We start from the raw sequence: 21,204 nt of genomic DNA on the forward strand, positions 1-21,204 counted from the left end.
TTGTAAACTATGATCGCGCATTTATTGTATTGCATGGTCGTGGCGGTGAAGATGGTCAGATCCAAGGTGTGCTTGAGTGGTTGAATATTCCATATACAGGAACTGGTGTACAAGGTTCTGCCATTGGTATGGATAAAGTTAAAACCAAGCAAATCTGGCAAGGTAGTGATTTACCTACAGCACCATATCGAATTATTACCAAAGAAACTGACCTCGATTCAGTTATTGCAGAATTGGGTCTACCAGTCATTATTAAGCCTGTGCATGAAGGTTCAAGCGTAGGCATGAGTAAGGTTGAGAAAGCAGAAGATTTTGCGGCAGCAATTGAAAAAGCAACTCAGCACGATGCAGTGGTCATGGCAGAAAAATGGATTACTGGTCGTGAATTTACGATTTCATTTTTAAATGGATGCTTCACCGATCGGGTCAGCCGCACCGGGTTCTCGGTGACGCCGGAGCGCAGCGAGCCGCCGGCGCCGCCCATGAACAGCACAGTGCACAGCGCCGGCTCGCAATTCTCCTCGATCCGCGCGATCGACTGCTGCAGCGCCGCCGGCAGCTCGTGCTGCACCGGCTTCAGCTCGTCATCCAGCACGTAGTAGGCGAAATGCTCGCCGGTGGTGCTGACCATCAGCATGGTCAGGCCGGGCCGCGCCTTCTTCGGGTCGAACGGCCCCAGGATCGACAGCGGGTCGGAGATGTCGGTGCCGCCCCAGCCGGTGCCGGGCTGCGCCACCTGGAAGTAGCGGCCGGGGGTGGAGCGGCGGCCCTTCATGTGGATGCCGGTGTCGGGGATGCCCAGCAGCTTGCCGGCCTGGTGCTCCGACAGCACGCCGGTGATGTGGTCGTCGACCACCACCACCTCGTCGACCTTGCCGTGCCACTGCTTGGCGAACATGCCGATGGTGGCGGAGCCGCATCCGACCCGCATCCGCTCTTCCATCCCGCCGTTGACGATCGGCGGCCTGCCGGCCTGCACGATCACGGTGGCGCCGTCGTCGATGGTCAGCTCGACCGCGCGGCCGTTGCTCAGCTCCAAGAGGGTGTCGCAGGTGATGCGGCCCTCCTTCTTGCTGCCGCCGGTCAGGTGGTGCACGCCGCCCAGCGACAGCATCTGCGAGCCGTATTCGCCGGTGGTGACATGGCCGACCGGCTCGCCCTGGGCCCGCACCAGGCTGCGCTCGGGCCCCAGATGGCGGTCGGTGTCGATCTTCACCTTCACGCCGCAGTAGCTGAAGATGCCCTCGGTCACCACCGTGACCATGTCGACGCCGTCGACCTCGGCCGAGACGATGAAGGGGGCCGGCTTGTAGTCGGGATAGGTGGTGCCGGCGCCGATCGCGGTGACGAAGGTCTCCGGCCCGCGCACCAGCTTGCCGTCCCAGTCGCCGCCGCCGCGGTTGAACGGCACCACGCTGCCGCCCTGCTGCAGCGTGCGGTCCAGCACCACATGCGGGTCAACCCGGACCAGCGTGCCGTCATGGTTGGCATAGCGGTCGCAGGCCCCGGCGGCGCTGGGCTTGATGTAGCACATCACCGGGCAGGCATCGCAGCGGATGCGGCCGTCCTCGGTCTTCTCGGTCGGCTGGGACATGTCAGTCTCGATTCTGCTGCGCCGCCAGGATCGCGGCGCGGACGCGGTCCGGCGTCGCCGGCACCCGGCGGATGCGCACGCCGGTGGCGTCGTGGATGGCGTTCAGGATGGCGGGGGCGGTCGGGATCAGCGCCTGCTCCCCGATGCCCTTGGCGCCGAACGGGCCGACCGGGGCGGCATCCTCGATCAGGATCGATTCCACCGGCGGCATGTCGCCGGCCGACGGGATCAGGTAGTCGTGCAGGTTCTCGCCGCGGCCGGGATGGAACTCCTCCATCAGCGCCAGGCCGAGGCCCTGGGCGGCGCCGCCCTCGATCTGGCCCTCGACCAGGGTCGGGTTGATCGCCCGGCCGACATCATGCGCCGCGGTGATCTTCAGCACCCGGACGGTGCCGAGCTCGATGTCGACCTCGACCTCCGCCATATGGGCGCCGAAGCCGTAGACGGCATAGGGCACGCCCTGGCCGTCCGCATCCAGCGGGCTGGTCGGCGGGTCGAAGGTGGCCTCCGCGGCCAGGACATAGCCGCGCTCGTCCTGCGGCAGCGCGGCGAGATCGAGGCTGCGGGCATGCTCGCCCTCGGTCACCGTCACCCGGCCGTCAGCGAAGGCGAAGGCGATGGCGGCGCCCTCGCCGGCATTGGCCAGGCGCAGCAGGGCGCGGCGCAGGTCGCGCCCCGCCAGCTCGGCCGCCTTGCCGGTGACGAAGGTCTGGCGCGAGGCCGAGGTCTTGCCGCAGTCGGGCGTCAGGTCGGTGTCGGCCGAGACCAGGTCGAAGCGCCCGATCGGCGCGCCCAGCGCGTCGGCGCAGATCTGGGTGACGACGGTGTTGGAGCCCTGGCCGATATCGACCGCGCCCTGGTGCAGGGCGATCCGCCCGTCCGGCTTCAGCCCGACGCGGATGGTCGACGGATTGGGCAGTGAGGTGTTGCCGCAGCCATACCACATGCCGGCGACGCCGGCGCCGCGGCGCAGCGGGCCGGTGGTGGCCCGGTTGAAGGCCGCCGCCTCGTCCCGCGCCCGGCGCCAATGCGGCCGCAGCGATTCCAGGCAGGCGCGAATGCCGGTGCCTTCGCCCAGCACCTGGCCGGTCACGGTCGGCTGATCGGGGCGCAGGGCATTGTCGATGCGGAACTCCAGCCGGTCGATGCCCAGACGGTCGGCCAACTGGTCGTAGAGCTGCTCCTGCGCCACCCCGGCCTGGGGCACGCCGAAGCCGCGGAAGGCGCCGGCCGGCACCAAATGCGTGTGCACCGCGCGCGTCAGGGCCTGGTAGTGGGGCATGTAGTAGGGGCCGGAGGCATGCACCGGCACCCGGTTGGCCACGGTCGGGCCCCAGGAGGAATAGGCGCCGGTGTTGAAGTCGCCGGCGAAATCCATCGCCGCCAGCTTGCCGTCCCTCGTCGCACCGACCCGGACGCGCATCCGCGACGGGTGACGTTTGGTCGTGGTCATGATCGATTCGGTGCGGGAATAGACCATCCGCACCGGCCGGTTCAGATGCCAGGCCGCAATCGCGACGAAGGGCTGCAGCGACAGGTCGAGCTTGGAGCCGAAGCCGCCGCCGACCGCGGTCGGGATGATCCGCACCGCCTCCGGCGCGATCCCGAGGATCTTCGCGACGTCGTCCCGGTCCATATAGGGCGCCTGTGTGCAGGCCTGGATCTCGATCCGGTCGCCGACCCGGCGGGCGAAGCCGGCCTCGGGCTCGATATAGGCGTGCTCGACGAAGCCGGTCTCGAACTCGCCCTCGACCACGACATCCGCCGCCGCCAGCGCCGCCTCGGCATCGCCGCGGACGACGCGGCCGCGCACCAGGATATTGCCGGCGCGGTCGGGATGGACCAGGTCGGCGCCGGGCGCCAGCGCGGCGTCGATGGTGGTGTGGGCGGGCAGGGGCTCCCAGGTGACCGGGAACTCCGACAGGTCGAGGGATTCGATCGCCCAGCTCTCGCCGACCACCGCCGCCACCGCCTCGCCGCGGAACCGGGCCTCGGCCTCGGCGAAGGCGGGCTGGTCGGCGAAGGGGCCGATGACGCCGAAGCGGTTCTCGCCCGGCACGTCCCTGGCGATGAACACGCGGACGACGCCGGGATGGGCGGCGACGAAACCGTCGAGGTCGCCGAAGGCGAAGCGGGCGCGGTGATGCGGGCTGCGGATGGCGCGCAGCGACAGGGCGCCGGACGGGGTCTCGTCGGCCCCGAACACGTCGCGGCCCTCGACCTTGCGGCGGCCGTCCAGCCGGTCGATCCGGGCGCCGACGGCGCGGCCGGCCTCGGGCGCTTCCGCCGCGACAGGCTCGGTCCGGGCGTCGAGGATGGCGGCGACGATCTTGCGATAGCCGGTGCAGCGGCACAGCACGCCGCCGATCGCGTCCATCACCTCGGCCTCTTCGGGTTCTGGATTGCGATCCAGCAGGGCGGCGGCGGCCACCAGCATGCCGGGGGTGCAGATGCCGCACTGGGCGGCGCCGTGGCGCAGGAAGGCGGATTGCAACCGCGACGCCGTGGCCGACTGCGCCGGCAGCCCCTCGATGGTGGTGACCCGGCGGCCCTCGACCTGGCCGGCGGCGACCAGGCAGCCGCAGACCGGGGCGTCGTCCAGCAGCACGGTGCAGGCGCCGCAATCGCCGGCGTCGCAGCCGACCTTGGTGCCGGTCAGGCCGAGATCGTCGCGCAGCAGCCGGGTCAGCCGGCCGGCGGGGTCGGCCGGCACCTGCACCGGGCGACCGTTCAGGGTGAAGCCGAGCACAGGGCGGGAATCCAGCATCTCAGATCTCCGCCGCACACGCATCGAGCGCGCGGCGCACCAGGGTCAGGGCCGCATCCAGGCGGTAGGCCGCGCCGGCGCGGACATCGTCGATCGGCGACAGGGGCGCCAGATGCTCCGGCCGGGTCAGCGCGCCGAGGCCGGGCCGCGCCGGGGCGCCAACCAGCTCCTGCTCCAGTGCCGTCAATCGTTGCGCGACGGCGGAGCAGGCGCCGACCGCGACCCGCGCTTCGGCGACCCGTCCGTCCGGCCCCGCCTCGACCACCGCCGCCACCATGGCGATGGAGATCACGAGATAGCGGCGGGCGCCGAGCTTGAGGAAGGCCGAGGCGCCGGCATCGATGGTCCGCGGCACGGTCACCGCGGTCACTATCTCGTCGTCGCGCCGGGCGGTGCGGCGGTTGCCGGAGATGAAGTCGGACAGCGGCAGGGTACGGCTGCCGGCCCGCGAGCCCAGCTCCACCTGGGCATCCAGCGCCAGCAGCGGCGGCACGCCGTCGGCGGCGGGGGAGGCGTTGCACAGGTTGCCGGCGATGGTGCCGAGGTTCTGGATCTGGACGGAGCCGACCTCGCGCGCGGCGGCCTTCAGCGCGTCGAAGCAGCGCGGCAGCGGCGCGGCGATGATGCTGCTCCAGCTGGTGCGGGCGCCGATGCGGATGCGGTCGTCGCCGAGGACGATGCCGTCCAGCTCCGCCAGCCGCGAGATGTCGATGATCGGCCCGGCCAGCGGCCGGTCTCCCGCCGCCGGAAAGATGTCCGTTCCGCCCGCCAGGATGCGGCCGCCCGGCGCCGCGAGCGCCGCCACCGCCTCATCCAGCGTGCTTGGCCGGAGATACATGAGGGAACTCCCTGGCCTGATCCTGTTCCGACGACCCGCCGTTCTCCGGCGGCCATTTCGTTCGTATACAAACGATCTTCATCCGCGCCATGAGCCCTGTCAAGGCGGGATCGGTTTGTGATGGCGGCGATTGGATGAGGCGAATCTTGCCCCTTTATGTCATGCCCGGGCTTGACCCGGGCATCCAGAGAGCGTCGAGACCTTCTGGATTGCCGGGTCAAGCCCGGCAATGACAGAGAAAAACAGCCGCTAGGCGGAGCTTACGGAAGCGGCACCAGCTTTATCCTCCGCTCCGCCGCTGCCTCCACCGCCGCGCGGCTGTAGAGCAGGGGCACCTGCTCGCCGCGGGCCCAGAGGGGGGCGAGGTCGCGGTAATGCGGCGAGCGCGGGTCGCCGGACTGGCCGGGGGTGTTGATGCAGGTGCTGCGGTCCCAGTCGCCGACATCCATGACAATGCGCACAGACGCGCCATGCGTCACCCGGAAGTCGTCCGGCCGGTAGGCGGCGTGCATGACGGTGGAGCCGCTGCCGCCCTTCGGCAGCGGGCCGACATCGAGCGTGCCGCGGCGATCCGGCGCCACGGCGCTGGCCGGATGCTCGAAATAGCCGTGATGCAGGTCGCCCCAGCGCCAGGAAGACGACTCGTCGCCCAGGCGCCGGGACACGTCCCGCACGGCCTCGGCCAGGGTTTGCAGCAGCAGCGCGTCGCGGGACGCAGCGGGATCGGCGCCGAAGCGGGCGTCCGGAGCCTCCAGCGCCGCCAGGATGCCGGCGACGTCGCCCGGCGCCAGCAGCCGGCGGATCGCCGGGTCGGGCGCCAGCCGCGCGAACAGCGCCGGCTTCAGATGCTTGGTCCACCACAGCTCGAACAGCGCCGCGGCGGCGGAGCCGGCGTCGAGCCGCGCGTCCCAGTTGCGCAGCAGGTCCAGCCCGCGGGGGGCGTCGGCATCGCGTGCCTCCAGCGGCGCCAGCAGGCGCTGCATCCGCCGTGCGGGGACGGATGCCGTGTCGGCCTGCAGTGCCCGGGAATCGGCGAGGCCGTGGCGGTCCTGCCCAGCCAGCACCTCGCGGATGCGCATGGCGCGGCTGGCCTCCAGCCATTCGAAGCCGACCGGCCGCTCGTCATGCGGCCAGTCCGGCGGCAGGTTCAGCTCATTGGCGGTGGCGACGAAGCCCTCCGGCGGGTCGGCGCGCAGCGGCATCAGCGCCGGGTCCATCATGCCGTCCCATTCATGGCTGCCGTCGCCCGGCACCGGCGCCAGGCCGCGCCAGTTCGGTCGCCGCGGCACATGGCCGGCCGGCAGCCAGGCGATGGTGCCGGACGTATCGGCATAGACCTGGTTCACCGAGGGCGTGCCCCAGCGCCGCATCGCCGCGCGGAACTGGTCGAGATTGCGGCTGCGCATGCCGGACAGGCTGGCGAGATAGGCGGCCGAGCCCGGCTCGAACCACACCGAGCGGATCGCCACCGCGCTGTGCCGGGCCGGGTCGGCATGCACCACCGGCCCGTGCCGGGTGAAGCGCAGGATGCGGACCTGCTCCGGCGCGCCCTTGACCGCGAAGCGCTCCTCCACCGTCCGCATCCGCTCCCAGCCCTCGCCGTAGCGATAGGAGTCCGGATCGTCCGGCCGGGTCTCATAGAGATACACATCCTCCTGGTCGGCGCCGAAGATGGTCAGGCTGAAGGCGGCGGTGCCGTTGTGGCCCATCATGATGCCCGGCACGCTCGGCTCGCCGGCGCCGATCGCGTCGAAGCCCGGCGCGGTCAGGTGCACCAGGTAGCGCAGCGACGGCACGGCATGGGTGCGGTGCGGGTCGGTGGCCAGGATCGGCCGGCCGGTCTCGGTGCGGCTGCCGTGCACCGCCCAGTTGTTCGACCCCTCGAACTCCTGCGCCCGCAGCACCTCGCCGAGATCGGTGGCCACCCGCCACAGTGGCGCCTCCGCCAGCGTCGCGGCCAGGCGGTCGGGCGGGAAGGTCACCGGCGCCATGGCCAGGCGGAACAGTTGCAGCGCGTCCGGCGGCACTGCTTCCGGGTCGAAGCCCGGCGCCGGCGCGACCTCGACCGGCGGCTCGACCATCTTGCGCAGGCGGTCGGTGGCGGCGTCGGCCCCGGCCAGCACATGGGCGCGCGCCAGCTCCGACAGCGCATTGCGGGTCAGGCCGTGGCTGCGGATGCGGACCACATCCTCCGCCCGCCAGCGCGCCGGCCGGGTGCCGAACAGCCGGAACTCCGGCGGCAGCCGCTCCGGCTCGCGCTCGACCAGATCGACATAGGCGTTGATGCCGGCGGCGAAGCGGGTGCAGATCGCCTGCGCATCCTCGGCATAGGCGGCCCATTCCGCCGTCATGTCGCCGCGATAGAGGAAGTGCCGGCTGGCGATGTCCTGCGCCAGGTAGCCGGGGCCGAAATCGGCAGCCAGCAGGCCCAGGCCGCGCTTGCGCCACAGGTCGATCTGCCACAGCCGGTCACGGGCGGCGTTGAAGCCCTGCAGGAAGAACAGGTCGTCCTGGCTCGCCGCCGTCAGGTGCGGGATGCCCCAGCGGTCGACCAGGATCTCGGCGGGGGCGGAGAGGCCCGGAACGGCAAGGGTGTCGGTCATGTCGTCCCGGGCTCCTCTCGTCTCTTTGTCTTGGGCCGCGCGGTTATTCCGCGGCTTGCAGCAGCTTGCGGCCGGGCCAGGTCTTCGCCCCGGCGCGGGCATATTGCGGCGGCAGGGTCAACTCGGCCCCCAGCGTCTCGGCCGCATGCCAACCCCAGCGCGGATCGTCCAGCACGGCGCGGGCCAGCGCCACCTGGTCGGCATCGCCGCGGGCGATGATGCCCTCGGCCTGGTGCGGGTCGACGATCATGCCGACGGCGCGGGTGGTCAGGCCGCTCTTCTCCCGGATCTCGCGGGCCAGCGGCACCTGGTAGCCGGGGCCGACCGGAATGCGCGCATGGGCGGCGTTGCCGCCGGAGCTGGCGCAGAGGAAGTCGTAGCCCAGGGCCTTCAGCTCGGCGGCCAGAACCGCGGCCTCCCCGACCTCGAAGCCGCCCTCGACCCATTCCGAGGCGCTGACGCGGACGCCCAGCGCGGTGCCGGCCGGCACCACCTCGCGCACCGCCGCCGCCACCGCCAGCGGGAAGGCACGCCGCCGCTCGGCATCGCCGCCCCAGCGGTCGTCGCGCTGGTTCGACAGCGGCGACAGGAAGCTGTGGAACAGATAGCCGTGCGCCATGTGCAGCTCGATGGCGTCGAAGCCCAGCCGCACGGCGCGCCGGGCCGCGGCGACGAAGGCGGCCTTCACCCGCTCCAGCCCGGCCTCGTCCAGCGCCTCCGGCGTGTGCCAGCCATTGTCGAAGGCGATGGCGGAGGGGGCGACGGTCGGCCACGGATCCTGGTCGGGGCCGAGGGGGCGGCCGCCTTCCCAGGGACGCTGGGTCGACGCCTTGCGTCCGGCATGGGCCAGCTGGATGCCGAAGCGGGTGCCGGGCAGGGCCACGGCGCGGGCTGCGGCCAGGGCACGGGCGATCGCCCGCTCATTGGCGTCGGAATACAGGCCCAGGCAGCCATGGGTGATGCGGCCCCGGCGCTCGACGCCGGTCGCCTCCACCACCACCAGCGCGGCGCCGGACATGGCGAGGGTCATCCAATGCTGGATGTGCCAGTCGCTGGCGCAGCCGTCATCGGCGGAATACTGGCACATCGGCGCGATCACGATCCGGTTGGGCAGCGTGAGAGGGCCGAGGGCGAGCGGCGAGAAGAGAGCGGATGCGGTCATGGGCGATCGCTCGATCGGTGACGGGAAGGGACGGGTGGTCGGCGGTGTCGGACGGGATGTTATGTCAGATCATTCGATCCGCACCAGCCATCGGCGCAGGGCTGATCCAACCGAATATGGGCTCTCGGGGGCCACTTCGCTCCAGCTTGATACTCCAATTCATTGTCATCCTCGGGCTTGACCCGAGGATCCAGGGGCTTTCAAGAGCCGCTCTCGGTGGCCCTGGATTGCCGGGTCAAGCCCGGCAATGACAGATAAGAAAAAACCGGATCCCGCGGGCAGTTCAGTTCGGCCTCGCCTGATGCGCCGGAGCGGCCGGGCCGAAGGCGCGCAGGAAGGTGCGCACGGCGTTGGCGACGCCGGTGTCGACCTCCGCCTCCGTCGGCTTGGTGCCCAGCATGTACGGGATGTGGAAATCGGCATGGATCAGGGCCAGGAACTGGCGCGCAGCCAGGTCCGGATCCTCGATCCGCAGGTATCCGGCATGGGCCAGCCGGGCGAAGCGGGCCGCGATCGCGGCCCAGGCGGTGCCGGGCCCGTGCTCGCGCCACGCCGCGAACAGCCCGGGATAGCGCTCGCCCTCGGTCTGGATCAGCTTTCGCAGCGCGCCGCCGTCACGGTTGTACAGGCAGTTGCGCACCAGCCGGCCGGCGAAGGCGGCCATCTCCGCCTCCAGGTCGCGCGGCTGGTCGGGGAAGGTGGTCAGGGTCTGGAACAGGCCGGCGTTGCAGCGCTCGGTCATCTCCCGCACCACGGCGATGAACAACGCCTCCTTGTCGCCATGGTGGTTGTAGATGGTCTGGCGTGACACCCCGGCCTCGGCCGCGATCAGGTCGATGCTGGCGCCGGCGAAGCCATCGCGGCAGAACACCGCCGTGGCCGCGTCCAGCACCGAGGCATGCTTGGCGACCTGGCCGCGCCGGGGCGGCGTCGGCCGCCCGATCTGTTCCAACTCCCGCATCGCCCCAGCTTAAGGGGGCTTGACGATTTGGACAATACTGTCCAAAGTTTTGGACAGAGAGTCGCAGCGAGCGCCCGCAAAGGGCGACATGCGCCTCGCGCTCGTCATCCGCCCGGACCCATCTCCGTCCGCCGGCCTCCCATCCGGAAGACCGCTCATGTCCTCGTCGCTGCTCCGCTACGCGATCGTGCTCGGCCTGCTCACAGCCATCGGGCCGTTCGCGATCGACATGTACCTGCCGGCGCTGCCGGAGATCGGCCGCAGCCTGGGGGCGGGGACCGAGGCGGTGCAGGCCAGCCTGATGGCCTTCTTCATCTCGCTCGGCGTCGGCCAGCTGGTGTTCGGCCCGCTCTCCGACATGTTCGGGCGCAAGCTGCCGCTGTATCTCGGCCTCGCCGTCTTCGTCGCCGCCAGCATCGGCTGCGCCTTCGCGCCGGACATCGAGACGCTGGTCGCCTTCCGCTTCGTCCAGGGCCTCGGCGCCTGCGCCGGCATGGTCATTCCGCGGGCCGTGGTGCGCGACCTGCACACCGGCACCGAGGCGGCGCGGCTGATGTCGCTGCTGATGCTGGTGTTCAGCGTCTCGCCGATCCTGGCGCCTCTGGGCGGCAGCTTCGTGATCGAGGCGGCGGGCTGGCGCGGCGTGTTCTGGGTGGTGACGGTGCTGGCCGCGCTCGGCATCGTCATGCTGACCTTGTTCCTGACCGAGACGCGGCCGCGGCACCATCGCGTCGACAGCAGCATCCTCGGCGCGCTGCGGGCCTACCGCTCGCTGCTGACCGACTGGCAGTTCCTGGGGCTGACCTTCATCGGCGCCTTCGGCATCGCCAGCTTCTTCGCCTACCTCGCCAACTCCTCCTTCATCCTGATCGAGCATTACGGCCTGTCGCCGCGGCTCTACAGCGTGTTCTTCTCGATCAACGCCGTGTCCTTCATCGGCGTGTCGCAATGCACCGGCTGGCTGGCCGGCCGCTTCGGCCTGGGCCGGATCGTGCGGATCGCCGTCACCGGCTATGCCGCCGCCATGGTGGTGCTGCTGGCCGTGACCGCGGCCGGAGTCGACCAGCTGGCGGTGCTGACCGCGCTGCTGTTCATCGGCTACGGCTTCCTCGGCCTCGTCATCCCGACCACCTCGGTGCTGGCGCTGGAGAATCACGGCGCCGTCGCCGGCACCGCCTCGGCCTTGATGGGCACGCTGCAATTCGTCACCGGCGCGGTGGTGATCGCGGTGATCGGCCCGTTCTTCGACGGCACCTCGCTGCCGATGGTGGCGGGCATCACCGGCTGCGCCGTCATCGCCTTCGCCCTGGCCCAGGCGACGCTGGGCCGCGAGCGCCCGGCCGAGGTCCCGGCGCAATAGGCGGCCCGCCCGAGGGGCGGGCCTTCCTCTTACGCGTTGATTCCGCCGTCCACTGCGATGGACGCGCCGGTGATCCAGCGCCCGCCTTCCCCGGCGAGATGCGCGGCCATGGCGGCAATGTCCGACGCCTCGCCGTAATGGCCGAGCGCGATGTGCTGGCGCTGGCCGTCCGCATGCGGTCCGTCTGCAGGGTTCATGTCGGTGTCGGTCGGGCCGGGATGGATGATGTTGGCGGTGATGCCGCGCGGTCCCAGGTCCCGCGCCAGGCCGCGGGTCAGCCCGGTCAGCGCCGCCTTGGTCATGACGTAGAGCGTCATGTTCGCCGCGCCGGCATAGTCGGCCAGGCACGACCCGATCGAGATGATGCGGCCGCCCTGGCCCATGTGCCGGGCCGCCGCCTGCGCCGCCAGGAAGCTGGAGCGGACATGGATCGCCAGGACGCGGTCCAGTTCCTCCTCGGTCACCTCCTCGAACGGGCCGTAGGGGAAGACGCCGGCATTGTTGACCAGGATGTCGATCCGGCCCAGCTCGGCCACGGTCCGCTCCACCGCCGCCTGCACCGCGCGGCCGTCGGTGGCGTCGGCGGCGATCGCCAGGCCGCGCCGGCCCGCCGCCTCGATCCGCCCGACCAGGGCCTGCGCCTTTTCAGGCGAGGCGGCATAAGTCACCGCCACATCGGCGCCATCCCGCGCCAGCCGCTCCGCGATCGCGGCGCCGATGCCGCGGCTGCCGCCGGTGACCAGCGCGACTTTTCCCGACAATCCGGACATGGGTCTCTCCATTTATGTGTTGATCGATACATAAATCCGTATCCGACTTGCCGGCGCCTGTCCAGCGGTTTATGTATTGGTTGACACAGAAAGGATCCGCGATGGCCGAACGGGGCCGTCCCCGCAGCTTCGACCGGGCCGCCGCGCTGCGCCGGGCGATGGAGGTGTTCTGGGCGCGCGGCTATGACGGCGCGTCGATGACCGACCTCACCGCCGCCATGGGCATCAACTCGCCCAGCCTGTACGCCGCCTTCGGCTGCAAGGAGGCGCTGTTCCGCGAGGCGCTGGAGCTCTACGAGGCGGGCGAGGGCGGCTCGGCCTCCCGCTCGCTGCAGGACGGGCCGACGGCGCGGGCCGGCGTCGAGGCGATGCTGCGCGAGAATGCGGTGGCCTACACCGCGCCGGACCGGCCGCCGGGCTGCATGATCGTGCTGGCCTCGGCCGTCGGCAGCCCGGCCAGCCCGGAGGTGCGCGACTATCTGCAGGCGGCCGGGCGGCGGTCGGTGGCGCAGATCAAGGCGCGGCTGGACCGCGGCGTGGCCGAGGGCGACGTGCCGCCGGGCGCCGACACCCAGGCCATCGCCGCCTATTTCGCCACGGTGCTGAACGGCCTGACCATCCAGGCCCGCAACGGCGCCGATTGCCCGGCGCTGCAGGCCGTGGTCGACAGCGCCATGGCCGGCTGGGACGCGCTGACGGCACCGCGGCGAAGAGCGGGTTGACAGGGCGGCGGCGGGGCTTCGACAGTTCGCCGTCGAATCTCCGGACAGAGGCTGGCATGGGGCAGGGCAGGGTGAACGGACGCGCGCCGGCGATCAGCCCGTGACCGGCCTTGTCGACACCCTCGACGCGCCACGGCCGGGCGCGGAGTCCGACGCCCTGCTCTCGGTGCGGGATCTCACCGTCGGCTTCGACACGCCCTCAGGCCCGTTCGCGGCCGTGCAGTCGCTGAGCTTCGACCTGGCCCCCGGCCGGACGCTGGCCATCGTCGGCGAATCCGGCTCCGGCAAGTCGGTCACGGCGCTGTCGGTGATGCGGCTGGTGCGGCATGTCGGCGGCGCCATCGCCGGCGGATCGATCCGGTTCCGGCCGGGGGAGGGGGCGCCGGTCGACCTGGTGCAGGCGCCGGAGGACCGGCTGCGGCAGATCCGCGGCAACGACATCGCGATGATCTTCCAGGAGCCGATGACGTCGCTGAACCCTGTCTTCACCATCGGCAACCAGATCGTCGAGGCGCTGGTCCTGCACCAGCGCCTGAGCCTGCGCGAGGCGCGGCGGGAGGCGGAGGCGCTGCTGCGACGGGTGCGGCTGCCGGATGCCGGGGCGATGCTGGACCGCTACCCGCACCAGCTGTCTGGCGGCATGCGTCAGCGGGTGATGATCGCGATGGCGCTGTGCTGCCGGCCGCGCCTCTTGATCGCCGATGAGCCGACCACGGCGCTGGACGTCACCATCCAGGCCCAGATCCTGACCCTGATCCGCGAGCTGCAGCGCGACCTCGGCATGGCCGTGCTGTTCATCACCCACGACATGGGGGTGGTGGCGGAGATGGCGGACGAGGTGCTGGTGATGTGGCGCGGCCGCAAGGTCGAGCAGGCGCCGGTGCGCGAGATCTTCCGGGCGCCGCGGCACCCCTACACCCGCGCGCTGCTGTCGGCGGTGCCGCGGCTGGGCAGCCTGGCCGGCGAGGACCTGCCGAAGCGCACGCCGCTGATCGTGCTGGACGGCGACACGCCGCGCAGTATCGGCGAGATCCGGGTGCAGGACACCGCCGACACGTCCGCGCCGCTGCTGTCGGTCGACCGGCTGACCACGCGCTTCGACGTGAAGAAGACCATGCTCGGCCGCGTCACCCATCGCGTCCATGCGGTGGAGGAGGTGAACTTCGAGCTGTACCCCGGCGAGACGCTGGCCCTGGTCGGGGAATCGGGCAGCGGCAAGTCGACCATCGGCAAGACCCTGCAGCAGCTGGTGAAGCCGACCTCGGGCAGCATCCGCTTCGAGGGCCAGGACGTTCTAGCCATGGGGGCGGCCGAGCGGCGGCGGCTGCGCCAGAAGATCCAGTATGTGTTCCAGGACCCCTTCGCCGCGCTGGACCCGCGCAAGAAGGTGGGCTTCTCGATCGCCGAGCCGATCGTCACCCACGGGCTGGCGCAGGGCCGCGCGGCGGTGACAAGACGGATGCATGAGCTGATGGAGCGGGTGGGCCTGCCGCCGGCCCGGGCCGGCCGCTACCCGCACGAGTTCTCCGGCGGCCAGCGCCAGCGCATCTGCATCGCCCGGGCCCTGGCCAGCGATCCCAGGCTGATCATCGCCGACGAATCCGTCTCCGCCCTCGACGTCTCGATCCAGGCCCAGATCGTCGACCTCTTGATGGAGCTGCAGGCGCGGCAGCGGCTGTCCTATCTCTTCATCACCCACGACATGGCGGTGGTGGAGAAGATCAGCCACCGGGTCGCGGTGATGTATCTCGGCCAGATTGTCGAGATCGGACCGCGCCGGGCGGTGTTCGAGACACCGCGGCACCCCTACACGAAGCGGCTGCTGGCGGCGGTGCCGGTGGCCGATCCGGAGCGGGCGGGGAACCGCCCGGCGCTGGAGGGCGAGATCCCGAGCCCGGTGCGCGCCGTCGGCGACGAACCGGCGATCCACCGGCTGCTTCCGGTCGGACCCAATCATTTCGCGGCGGTCGAGGCATGAGCCGCCATCACAAAACAGGGAAGGCGATGATGAACGATCCAAGAGCCAAGGCTGCTGAAACGAACGCTTTTTCCCTTTTGTCATTGCCGGGCTTGACCCGGCAATCCAGAGGGTGTCGACGCTCTCTGGATGCCCGGGTCAAGCCCGGGCATGACAATTTAAAGTGTAAATCAACTGTTCTCAGTCGGATTCCCAGGTTCATCGGTAGGCACGCTCTCGGACTGGCCCTGGCGGCGGCGCTGCTGCCGGCCGTGGCCTCCCAGGCCCAGGCGGCGGGAACGCTGACCGTGGCGCTGCGGCAGGACCCCGGCAGCTGGGACCCGATCGACACCTTCCTGGTCGCCTGGGGCTCGGTCGGCAGCCAGATCTTCGACGGGCTGGTGATGCGCGGGCCCGACCTCAAGCTGGTGCCCGGCCTGGCGACGAGCTGGGAGTTCCTGGACGACGCCAACCGCATCCGCTTCCATCTGCGCCAGGGCGTGACCTTCCAGAACGGCGAGGCCTTCGACGCCGCGGCGGTGAAGTTCACCTTCGACCGGCTGCTCGGCGCCGAGGGCGCCAAGGGACCGCAGCAGTCGAACTACAATTCGATCGACCATGTCGCGGTGGTCGACGACCACACGGTCGACTTCGTGATGAAGCGGCCGGACCCGGTGCTGCTGACCAAGCTGGCCGGCTACGGCGCCATGATCGTGCCGCCGAAATACATCGCCGAGAAGGGCGACGACGCCTTCAACAGCGCGCCGATCGGCACCGGCCCGTTCAAGGTCGTGGCCTATGAGCCGAAGGTCAGCCTGACGCTGGAGGCCAACCCCAACTACTGGGGCGGCGCGCCGAAGATCGACAAGTTGGTCTATCGCTTCATCGCCGAATCCTCGACCCGGGTGGCCGAGCTGCAGGCCGGCCGCGTCGACGTCGCGACCCAGATCGAGGTCGCCCAGGTGCCGGTGATCTCGCAGGACCCGAAGCTGCAGATCGTTAGCGTGCCTGGCCCGACCGTCTACGCCATGCGCTTCAACACCAAGGACCCGCTGACGGCGAAGGAGGAGGTCCGCAAGGCGATCATCATGGCGGTGGATCGCGACACCATCGTCAAGACCGTGCTGGCCGGCCAAGCCGAGCCGATCGTCAGCTTCCAGAGCCGGCTGTCCTTCGGCTATCCGCCCGACCTGAAGCCGCTGCCCTTCGACCCGGCCGGCGCCAAGGCCCTGCTGGCCCAGGCCGGGGTGAAGCCAGGCACGCCGCTGCAGCTCGACTTCCGTGGCGACAACGCCACCCTGCGCGAAGTGCTGCAGGCGGTGGCCGGCTATCTGCAAATGGTCGGCTTCAAGGCGACGCTGAAGCCTTATGAGAGCAATGTCTTCCTCAACGACATCGTGCCGAACGGCAAGACCGGCCCGCTGTTCCAGGAGGGTTGGGGCGGCTGGACCTTCGACTACGACAACACCGCCTATCTGATGTACCACACCGGTGAGAAGTGGAACCCGTACGACAGCATCCCCGAGCTGGACGCGATGCTGGAGGCGCAGCGCAAGACCTACGACCCGGCCGAGCGCGAGAAGACGTTGCAGGCGGTCGCCGGCTATGTCGCCGACAAGGCGATGGAGCTGCCGCTGTACAACTCGAACACCATCTACGGCGTCAGCAAGCGGGTGCAGAACGCCCAGCTGCCCTCCGACGAGCGGATGCGCTTCGTCGACGCGACGGTCGAATGATCGGCTTCGTCGCCAGGCGGGTGGCGCTCGCGGTGTTCGTGGTGCTGGTGGTGACGCTGCTGGTCTCCTGGGCCATCCGGCTGACCGGCGACCCGGCGATCATGCTGGCCCAGGGCGCCGGCAGCGTGACCGAGGAGGACCTGCAGAGGATCCGCATCGCCCTCGGCCTCGACCGGCCGTTCCTGGTCCAGTATCTCGGCTTCCTGCAGGGGCTGCTGAGCGGCGATCTCGGCCGCAGCTTCCTCGGCAACACTCCGGTCACCCTGCTGGTCGGACGCGCCTTGCCGGCGACGCTGCTGCTGGCCTTCGTCTCGCTGCTGGCCTCGATCGTGCTGTCGATCCCGCTCGGCATCCACGCCGCCGTGCACAAGGGACGGGCGGTCGACCAGGCGATCCGCATCCTGTCGCTGGTCGGGCTGTCCTTCCCGAATTTCTGGCTTGCCATGATGATGGTGCTGGTCTTCTCGATCGCCCTCGGCTGGCTGCCGCCGAGCGGGATGGAGGGCGCCGCCAGCCTGGTGATGCCGGCCGCCACCATGGCGATCATCCTCACCGCCACCAATGTCCGGCTGGTGCGCACCGCGATGCTGGAGACGCTGTCGGCGCAGTATGTGATGGTGGCGCGCAGCAAGGGCCTGCGCGAGCGGGTGGTGCTGTACAAGCACGCGCTGCGCAACTGCGCCATCCCGCTGATCACCTATATCGGGCTGCAGTTCGGCGGCTTGGTCGGCGGCATCGTCGTGGTCGAGCAGGTCTTCGCCTGGCCCGGCATGGGGTCGCTGGCCTTCGACGCCATCGCCGCGCGCGACTATCCGGTGCTGCAGGCGGTGATCACGGTGCTGGCGATCCTGATCGTCGTCATCAACCTCGCGGTCGACATCGCCTACGGGCTGGTCGATCCGCGCATCCGGACCGAATAGCCGATGGCGATCGTCGAAGACAGCCGCCCCTGGTCGCGCCGCCTGCGCAACCTGGAGTTCATCCTCGGCGCCGTGCTGACCGGGGTGATGGTGCTGGCGGTGCTGTGCGCCGGCCTCCTGTTCCCCGACGGCGGCGAGGGCTTCGACCTGACCGCCCGGCTGCTGCCGCCGTTCCAGTCCTGGGCGCATCCGCTCGGCACCGACCCGGTCGGCCGCGACGTGCTGGCCCGGGTGGTGACGGGCGGCGGCATCTCGCTGACCGTGGGATTCGCGTCTGTCGCCGGCGCCGTGGTGCTGGGCACGCTGGCCGGGCTGGTCGCCGGCTATTACCGCGGCCTCTGGGACATGATCCTGATGCGCTGCGCCGACGTGCAGCAGGCGCTGCCCTTCATCCTGATCGCGCTGACCTTCATCGCCATCCTTGGCGGCGGCCTCGACCGGGTGATCTTCTTCATGATCGTCTCGCAATGGGTGCAGTACGCCCGCCTCGTCCGCGGCTCGGTGCTGTCGCTGCGCGAGCGGGAATTCGTGCAGGCCGCCGCGGCGATCGGCGTGCGCGACCACCGCATCATCCTCGACCACCTGCTGCCCAACGTGCTGGGGCCGATCGTCATCCTGATGACGCTGAACGTGGCCAACAACATCCTGCTGGAAAGCAGCCTGACCTTCCTCGGCCTCGGCGTCGACCCGCTGATCCCCAGCTGGGGCGGCATGCTGGCCGACGGCCGCACCTATGTGCAGACGGCCTGGTGGATCAGCGTCTTCCCCGGCCTCGCCATCATGCTCACCGTGCTCGGCCTGAACCTGCTCGGCGACTGGCTGCGCGACGTCCTCGACCCGACCGGAAAGCCCTGACCCATGACCCTTCTCCTCGACCAAGAGGCGCCGCGGACCCTCGACGCCCTGCTGCGCGACCTGTCCGACGGCCATCACGGCGCGGCGGTGGAGGCCTGGCTGTTCGAGGACGAGGCCGCGCGGCGCGAGGCCGAGACGGCGCTGGCCTCGGCCGGCGTCTCGGCCCGGCTGCGCAGCGCCTACAAGCCGCTGCTGCACGCCTTCCTGGAGGAGATCGAGACCGAGGGGCTGGCCACCGCTGTCATCCGCTACCCGGTCCACCCCGCCGCCGCGCCCGACCGCTTCCTGCTGGAGGCGTATCCGCTGCAGCCGCTGCTGGACGGGGTCGAGCTGCGCTTCGAGCCGGGCGACGAGACGCTGCGCTACCGCGTGGCGCTCACATACCAGGATGGCCGGATGGCGACGTCGGAGGTGTTCGCCCCGAACCACCTCGGCACCGACCATCTCGGCGCCGCCTGCCTGTCGCCGACCGGCTGGCTGCGCGTCACCGGCCGGCCCGACGGCGAGCGGGACGAGCGGCTGGAGACCGAGGTCGAGGGCCTGTTCCACGCCGCGGTCGAGGCCGTGAAGGGCCACCCCTGGGGTGGCGACGAGCCCTATTTCGAGCGGCTGTCGATCACGGTCGAGGCGCCGGCGATCGAGCGGACGCTGCCCTTCCATGAGGAGGCCGTCAGCCTGCACGAGGCGCTGCACGAGGACCTGTACTTCACCCTGCTCGAAGTATTTCAGCGCCATTCCGGCCGCCCGGCCGGCGACCGCCGGTTGCAGCCGGGCCAGATCGTGCCGGAGATCCGCTCGCCTTCCGGCGCTCCCCGGGTGCGGGTCGAGACCATGCCGTTCGACGTGTCCGGCGAGCCCGGCGACTGGCCGGTTCAGGTTCTGGACACGGCCGAGGCGCCGCTGTCGATCGAGCAGGTGCATCGCGAGCTGGCAGCGCTCGGCGGCCATCCGATCGAGGCCCGGTCGCGGCAGGGGCGGGCGGTACCGGGGCTGATCCGGCCGGGGTCGCGCCCCGCCGTCGTGGTCACCGGCGGCCAGCACGCCAACGAGACCACCGGCCCGGTCGGCGCCCTGCGTGCCGCGCAGCAGCTGCTGCAGGACCCGGAGCACCATCTCGCCCTGATCCCGCTGGAGAACCCGGACGGCTATGCCCTGCACCGGCGCCTGTGCTTGGACAATCCGCGGCACATGCACCACGCCGCCCGCTACACCGCGCTGGGCGACGACCTGGAGTACCGGGAGGGGGACGGGCTCTACGAGCGCGCGGCGCGCAGCGAGTCGATCGCCCGCACCGGGGCGCAGCTGCATGTCAACCTGCACGGCTATCCGGCGCATGAATGGACCCGGCCCTTCACCGGCTACCTGCCGCGCGGCTTCGAGATGTGGACCATCCCGAAGGGCTTCTTCCTGATCCTGCGCCACCATCCGGACTGGGCGGAGCCCGGCATGGCGCTGATCGAGGCGATCACCCGCCGCCTGGCCCGGATCGAGCCGCTGCTGGAGCTGAACCGGATGCAGCTCGCCGCCTATGGCGCCCATGCCGGGGCCGGGCCGTTCACCGTGATCAACGGCATCCCCTGCCTGATCGGTGCGGACGAGCGCCACGTGCCGCCGCTGACCCTGATCACCGAATACCCGGACGAGACCATCTACGGCGACCGCTTCGCCCTGGGCCACCAGGTGCAGATGGAGACGGTGCTGGCCGCGGTCGAGCACCATGCGGGGGTGGTGGCCTAGTGCGCTCGGACTGAGGGGCCGGAGCCACCCCCTCACCCGAAATCGCGATGCGATTTCGACCTCTCCCCGGGGGAGAGGTGAAGTTTCCCTCTCCTCGGGGAGAGGGAGGGGCCCGCCGCGTTGGCGGCGGGAGGGTGAGGGGGCTGGCTCCGGCCTCTCACGTCCGCGTGATCGACACCCCGCCATCCACCAGCAGCGCCGTGCCGGTGGTGAAGCTGGAGGCGTCGGACGCCAGATACAGCGCCGACCGCGCCATCTCCTCCGGAGTCGCCAGCCGCTTCATCGGGTACAGGCCGGTGATGAAGTCGCGCTCCGCCTGGGTCTTGGCGAACTCCCGGTACATCTCCGTCTCGGTGCCGCCCGGCAGCAGCGCATTGACGCGGACGCCCCGGCCGCCGAACTCCACCGCCAGCGCCTGCACCAGCCCGATCAGCCCGGCCTTGCTGGCGGCATAGGCGGCGACGCCGGGGAAGCCGACCGTGTAACCGACGAAGGTCGAGGTGAAGATCAGCGACCCGCCGCCGCGCCGCAGCATCGCCGGGATCTGGTGCCGCGCCGCCAGGAAGCCGCTGGTCAGATTGGTCTCGACCGTCTGCCGCCAGGCCGCGGGCGATACCTCCGGCGTCGGCGCCATCGGCCCGACCATGCCGGCATTGTTGAAGGCGACGTCCAGCCCGCCGAACCGCTCCTCCGCCAGCGCCACCAGCGCCGGGGCGTACCCCTCGTCGGTGACGTCGCCGGCCAGCGCCGCGGCCCGGCCGCCCGCGGCCTCGATCTCGGCCACCAGCAAGTCGAGCTCCGCCGGCCGCCGCGCCCCGGCCACCACGGCCGCGCCCTCGCGCGCGAACAGCACCGCGGCCGCCCGGCCGATGCCGGAGCTGGCGCCGGCGATGATAGCCACCTTGCCCGCCAATGCGCTCATCCGATCTCTCCCTTCGTCGTTGGATGCGATGGAGAGTGAAGGAGGCAACCGGCGGCCTCACTCCGGTTCTTGCCGTGAAATTCCCATGGTCCGGATCCCGGCGAGACGCGTTTCATCTCATTCAAGGTCGCTTGGGGCAAGTCGAACTGGAATCGCCTGGTGGCGGATCCGAGAGATGATTTCGAATTTTCGTGATTCATCTTCATTGTTATTGCGATGTTGGGAATATTTTCGGGAACTCGGGGCGAGCCTTTCACACAAGCGCTCGGATGGCCTGCTATCGTCTGCGCCTGTTCAGCG

The 21,204-nt window shown here is 70.3% G+C and carries 15 protein-coding genes and 1 pseudogene; 8 read left to right on the forward strand and 8 right to left on the reverse strand.

Annotated elements, in window-relative coordinates; all coding sequences use genetic code 11:
• Window positions 1–347: pseudogene (locus tag ABDW35_RS05605) on the forward strand (D-alanine--D-alanine ligase); the annotation flags it as partial.
• Here the strand turns inward: ABDW35_RS05605 and ABDW35_RS05610 are convergent.
• The 6 genes from ABDW35_RS05610 to ABDW35_RS05635 form a co-directional block, all read right to left on the reverse strand.
• On the reverse strand, window positions 338–1,594 hold the full coding sequence (locus ABDW35_RS05610; protein ID WP_343712870.1) for a 6-hydroxynicotinate reductase: 1,257 nt from the start codon (window positions 1,592–1,594) through the stop codon (window positions 338–340). The pseudogene ABDW35_RS05605 and the gene ABDW35_RS05610 sit on opposite strands and share 10 nt — an antisense overlap.
• A 1-nt stretch (window position 1,595) precedes the next feature.
• Window positions 1,596–4,361 (reverse strand): molybdopterin cofactor-binding domain-containing protein, encoded by a 2,766-nt coding sequence (locus tag ABDW35_RS05615; RefSeq protein ID WP_343712871.1) that lies wholly within the window; start codon window positions 4,359–4,361, stop codon window positions 1,596–1,598.
• Between the two features lies 1 nt (window position 4,362).
• Window positions 4,363–5,199 carry an FAD binding domain-containing protein gene (locus ABDW35_RS05620; protein ID WP_343712872.1) on the reverse strand — a complete coding sequence of 279 codons (837 nt, stop codon included), beginning with the start codon at window positions 5,197–5,199 and terminating at the stop codon, window positions 4,363–4,365.
• A 260-nt stretch (window positions 5,200–5,459) separates the two neighbouring features.
• Window positions 5,460–7,802 carry a penicillin acylase family protein gene (locus ABDW35_RS05625; RefSeq protein WP_343712873.1) on the reverse strand — a complete coding sequence of 781 codons (2,343 nt, stop codon included), beginning with the start codon at window positions 7,800–7,802 and terminating at the stop codon, window positions 5,460–5,462.
• Between the two features lie 43 nt (window positions 7,803–7,845).
• On the reverse strand, window positions 7,846–8,964 hold the full coding sequence (locus tag ABDW35_RS05630) for an oxidoreductase (RefSeq protein ID WP_343712874.1): 1,119 nt from the start codon (window positions 8,962–8,964) through the stop codon (window positions 7,846–7,848).
• A 283-nt stretch (window positions 8,965–9,247) separates the two neighbouring features.
• On the reverse strand, window positions 9,248–9,916 hold the full coding sequence (locus ABDW35_RS05635; protein WP_343712875.1) for a TetR/AcrR family transcriptional regulator: 669 nt from the start codon (window positions 9,914–9,916) through the stop codon (window positions 9,248–9,250).
• Window positions 9,917–10,082: 166 nt separating this feature from the next.
• Between ABDW35_RS05635 and ABDW35_RS05640 the strand changes: the two genes are divergently transcribed.
• Entirely contained in the window at window positions 10,083–11,285 is a 1,203-nt protein-coding gene (locus tag ABDW35_RS05640; RefSeq protein WP_343712876.1) for a multidrug effflux MFS transporter, read from the forward strand.
• Window positions 11,286–11,314: 29 nt separating this feature from the next.
• Here ABDW35_RS05640 and ABDW35_RS05645 read toward each other — a convergent pair whose 3' ends face one another.
• Window positions 11,315–12,055 carry a 3-oxoacyl-ACP reductase family protein gene (locus ABDW35_RS05645; protein ID WP_343712877.1) on the reverse strand — a complete coding sequence of 247 codons (741 nt, stop codon included), beginning with the start codon at window positions 12,053–12,055 and terminating at the stop codon, window positions 11,315–11,317.
• Between the two features lie 101 nt (window positions 12,056–12,156).
• On the opposite strand from ABDW35_RS05645, the gene ABDW35_RS05650 reads away from it, so the two are divergent.
• The 6 genes from ABDW35_RS05650 to ABDW35_RS05675 all read left to right on the forward strand — a co-directional run bounded on the left by ABDW35_RS05650 (window position 12,157) and on the right by ABDW35_RS05675 (window position 19,982).
• The gene (locus tag ABDW35_RS05650) at window positions 12,157–12,777 is read left to right on the forward strand and encodes a TetR/AcrR family transcriptional regulator (RefSeq protein WP_343712878.1); all 621 of its coding nucleotides are present in this window, start codon (window positions 12,157–12,159) and stop codon (window positions 12,775–12,777) included.
• Window positions 12,778–12,877: 100 nt separating this feature from the next.
• Window positions 12,878–14,755 carry an ABC transporter ATP-binding protein gene (locus ABDW35_RS05655; protein WP_343712879.1) on the forward strand — a complete coding sequence of 626 codons (1,878 nt, stop codon included), beginning with the start codon at window positions 12,878–12,880 and terminating at the stop codon, window positions 14,753–14,755.
• A gap of 251 nt (window positions 14,756–15,006) precedes the next feature.
• Entirely contained in the window at window positions 15,007–16,470 is a 1,464-nt protein-coding gene (locus ABDW35_RS05660; RefSeq protein WP_343712880.1) for an ABC transporter substrate-binding protein, read from the forward strand.
• Complete coding sequence (locus ABDW35_RS05665) at window positions 16,467–17,390, forward strand: ABC transporter permease (protein WP_343712881.1); 924 nt, start codon at window positions 16,467–16,469, stop codon at window positions 17,388–17,390. Before ABDW35_RS05660 ends, ABDW35_RS05665 begins: the two co-directional genes overlap by 4 nt.
• 3 nt (window positions 17,391–17,393) lie before the next feature.
• Window positions 17,394–18,245 (forward strand): ABC transporter permease, encoded by an 852-nt coding sequence (locus tag ABDW35_RS05670; RefSeq protein WP_343712882.1) that lies wholly within the window; start codon window positions 17,394–17,396, stop codon window positions 18,243–18,245.
• 3 nt (window positions 18,246–18,248) lie between these two features.
• Window positions 18,249–19,982, forward strand: a complete 1,734-nt coding sequence (locus tag ABDW35_RS05675; protein ID WP_343712883.1) for a M14 family zinc carboxypeptidase — start codon at window positions 18,249–18,251, stop codon at window positions 19,980–19,982.
• A gap of 157 nt (window positions 19,983–20,139) precedes the next feature.
• Here the strand turns inward: ABDW35_RS05675 and ABDW35_RS05680 are convergent, their stop codons facing one another.
• Window positions 20,140–20,904 (reverse strand): SDR family oxidoreductase, encoded by a 765-nt coding sequence (locus ABDW35_RS05680; RefSeq protein WP_343712884.1) that lies wholly within the window; start codon window positions 20,902–20,904, stop codon window positions 20,140–20,142.
• Window positions 20,905–21,204 lie beyond the last annotated feature (300 nt).

The organism is Inquilinus sp. (genome assembly GCF_039594555.1).
GTDB lineage: Bacteria > Pseudomonadota > Alphaproteobacteria > DSM-16000 > Inquilinaceae > Inquilinus.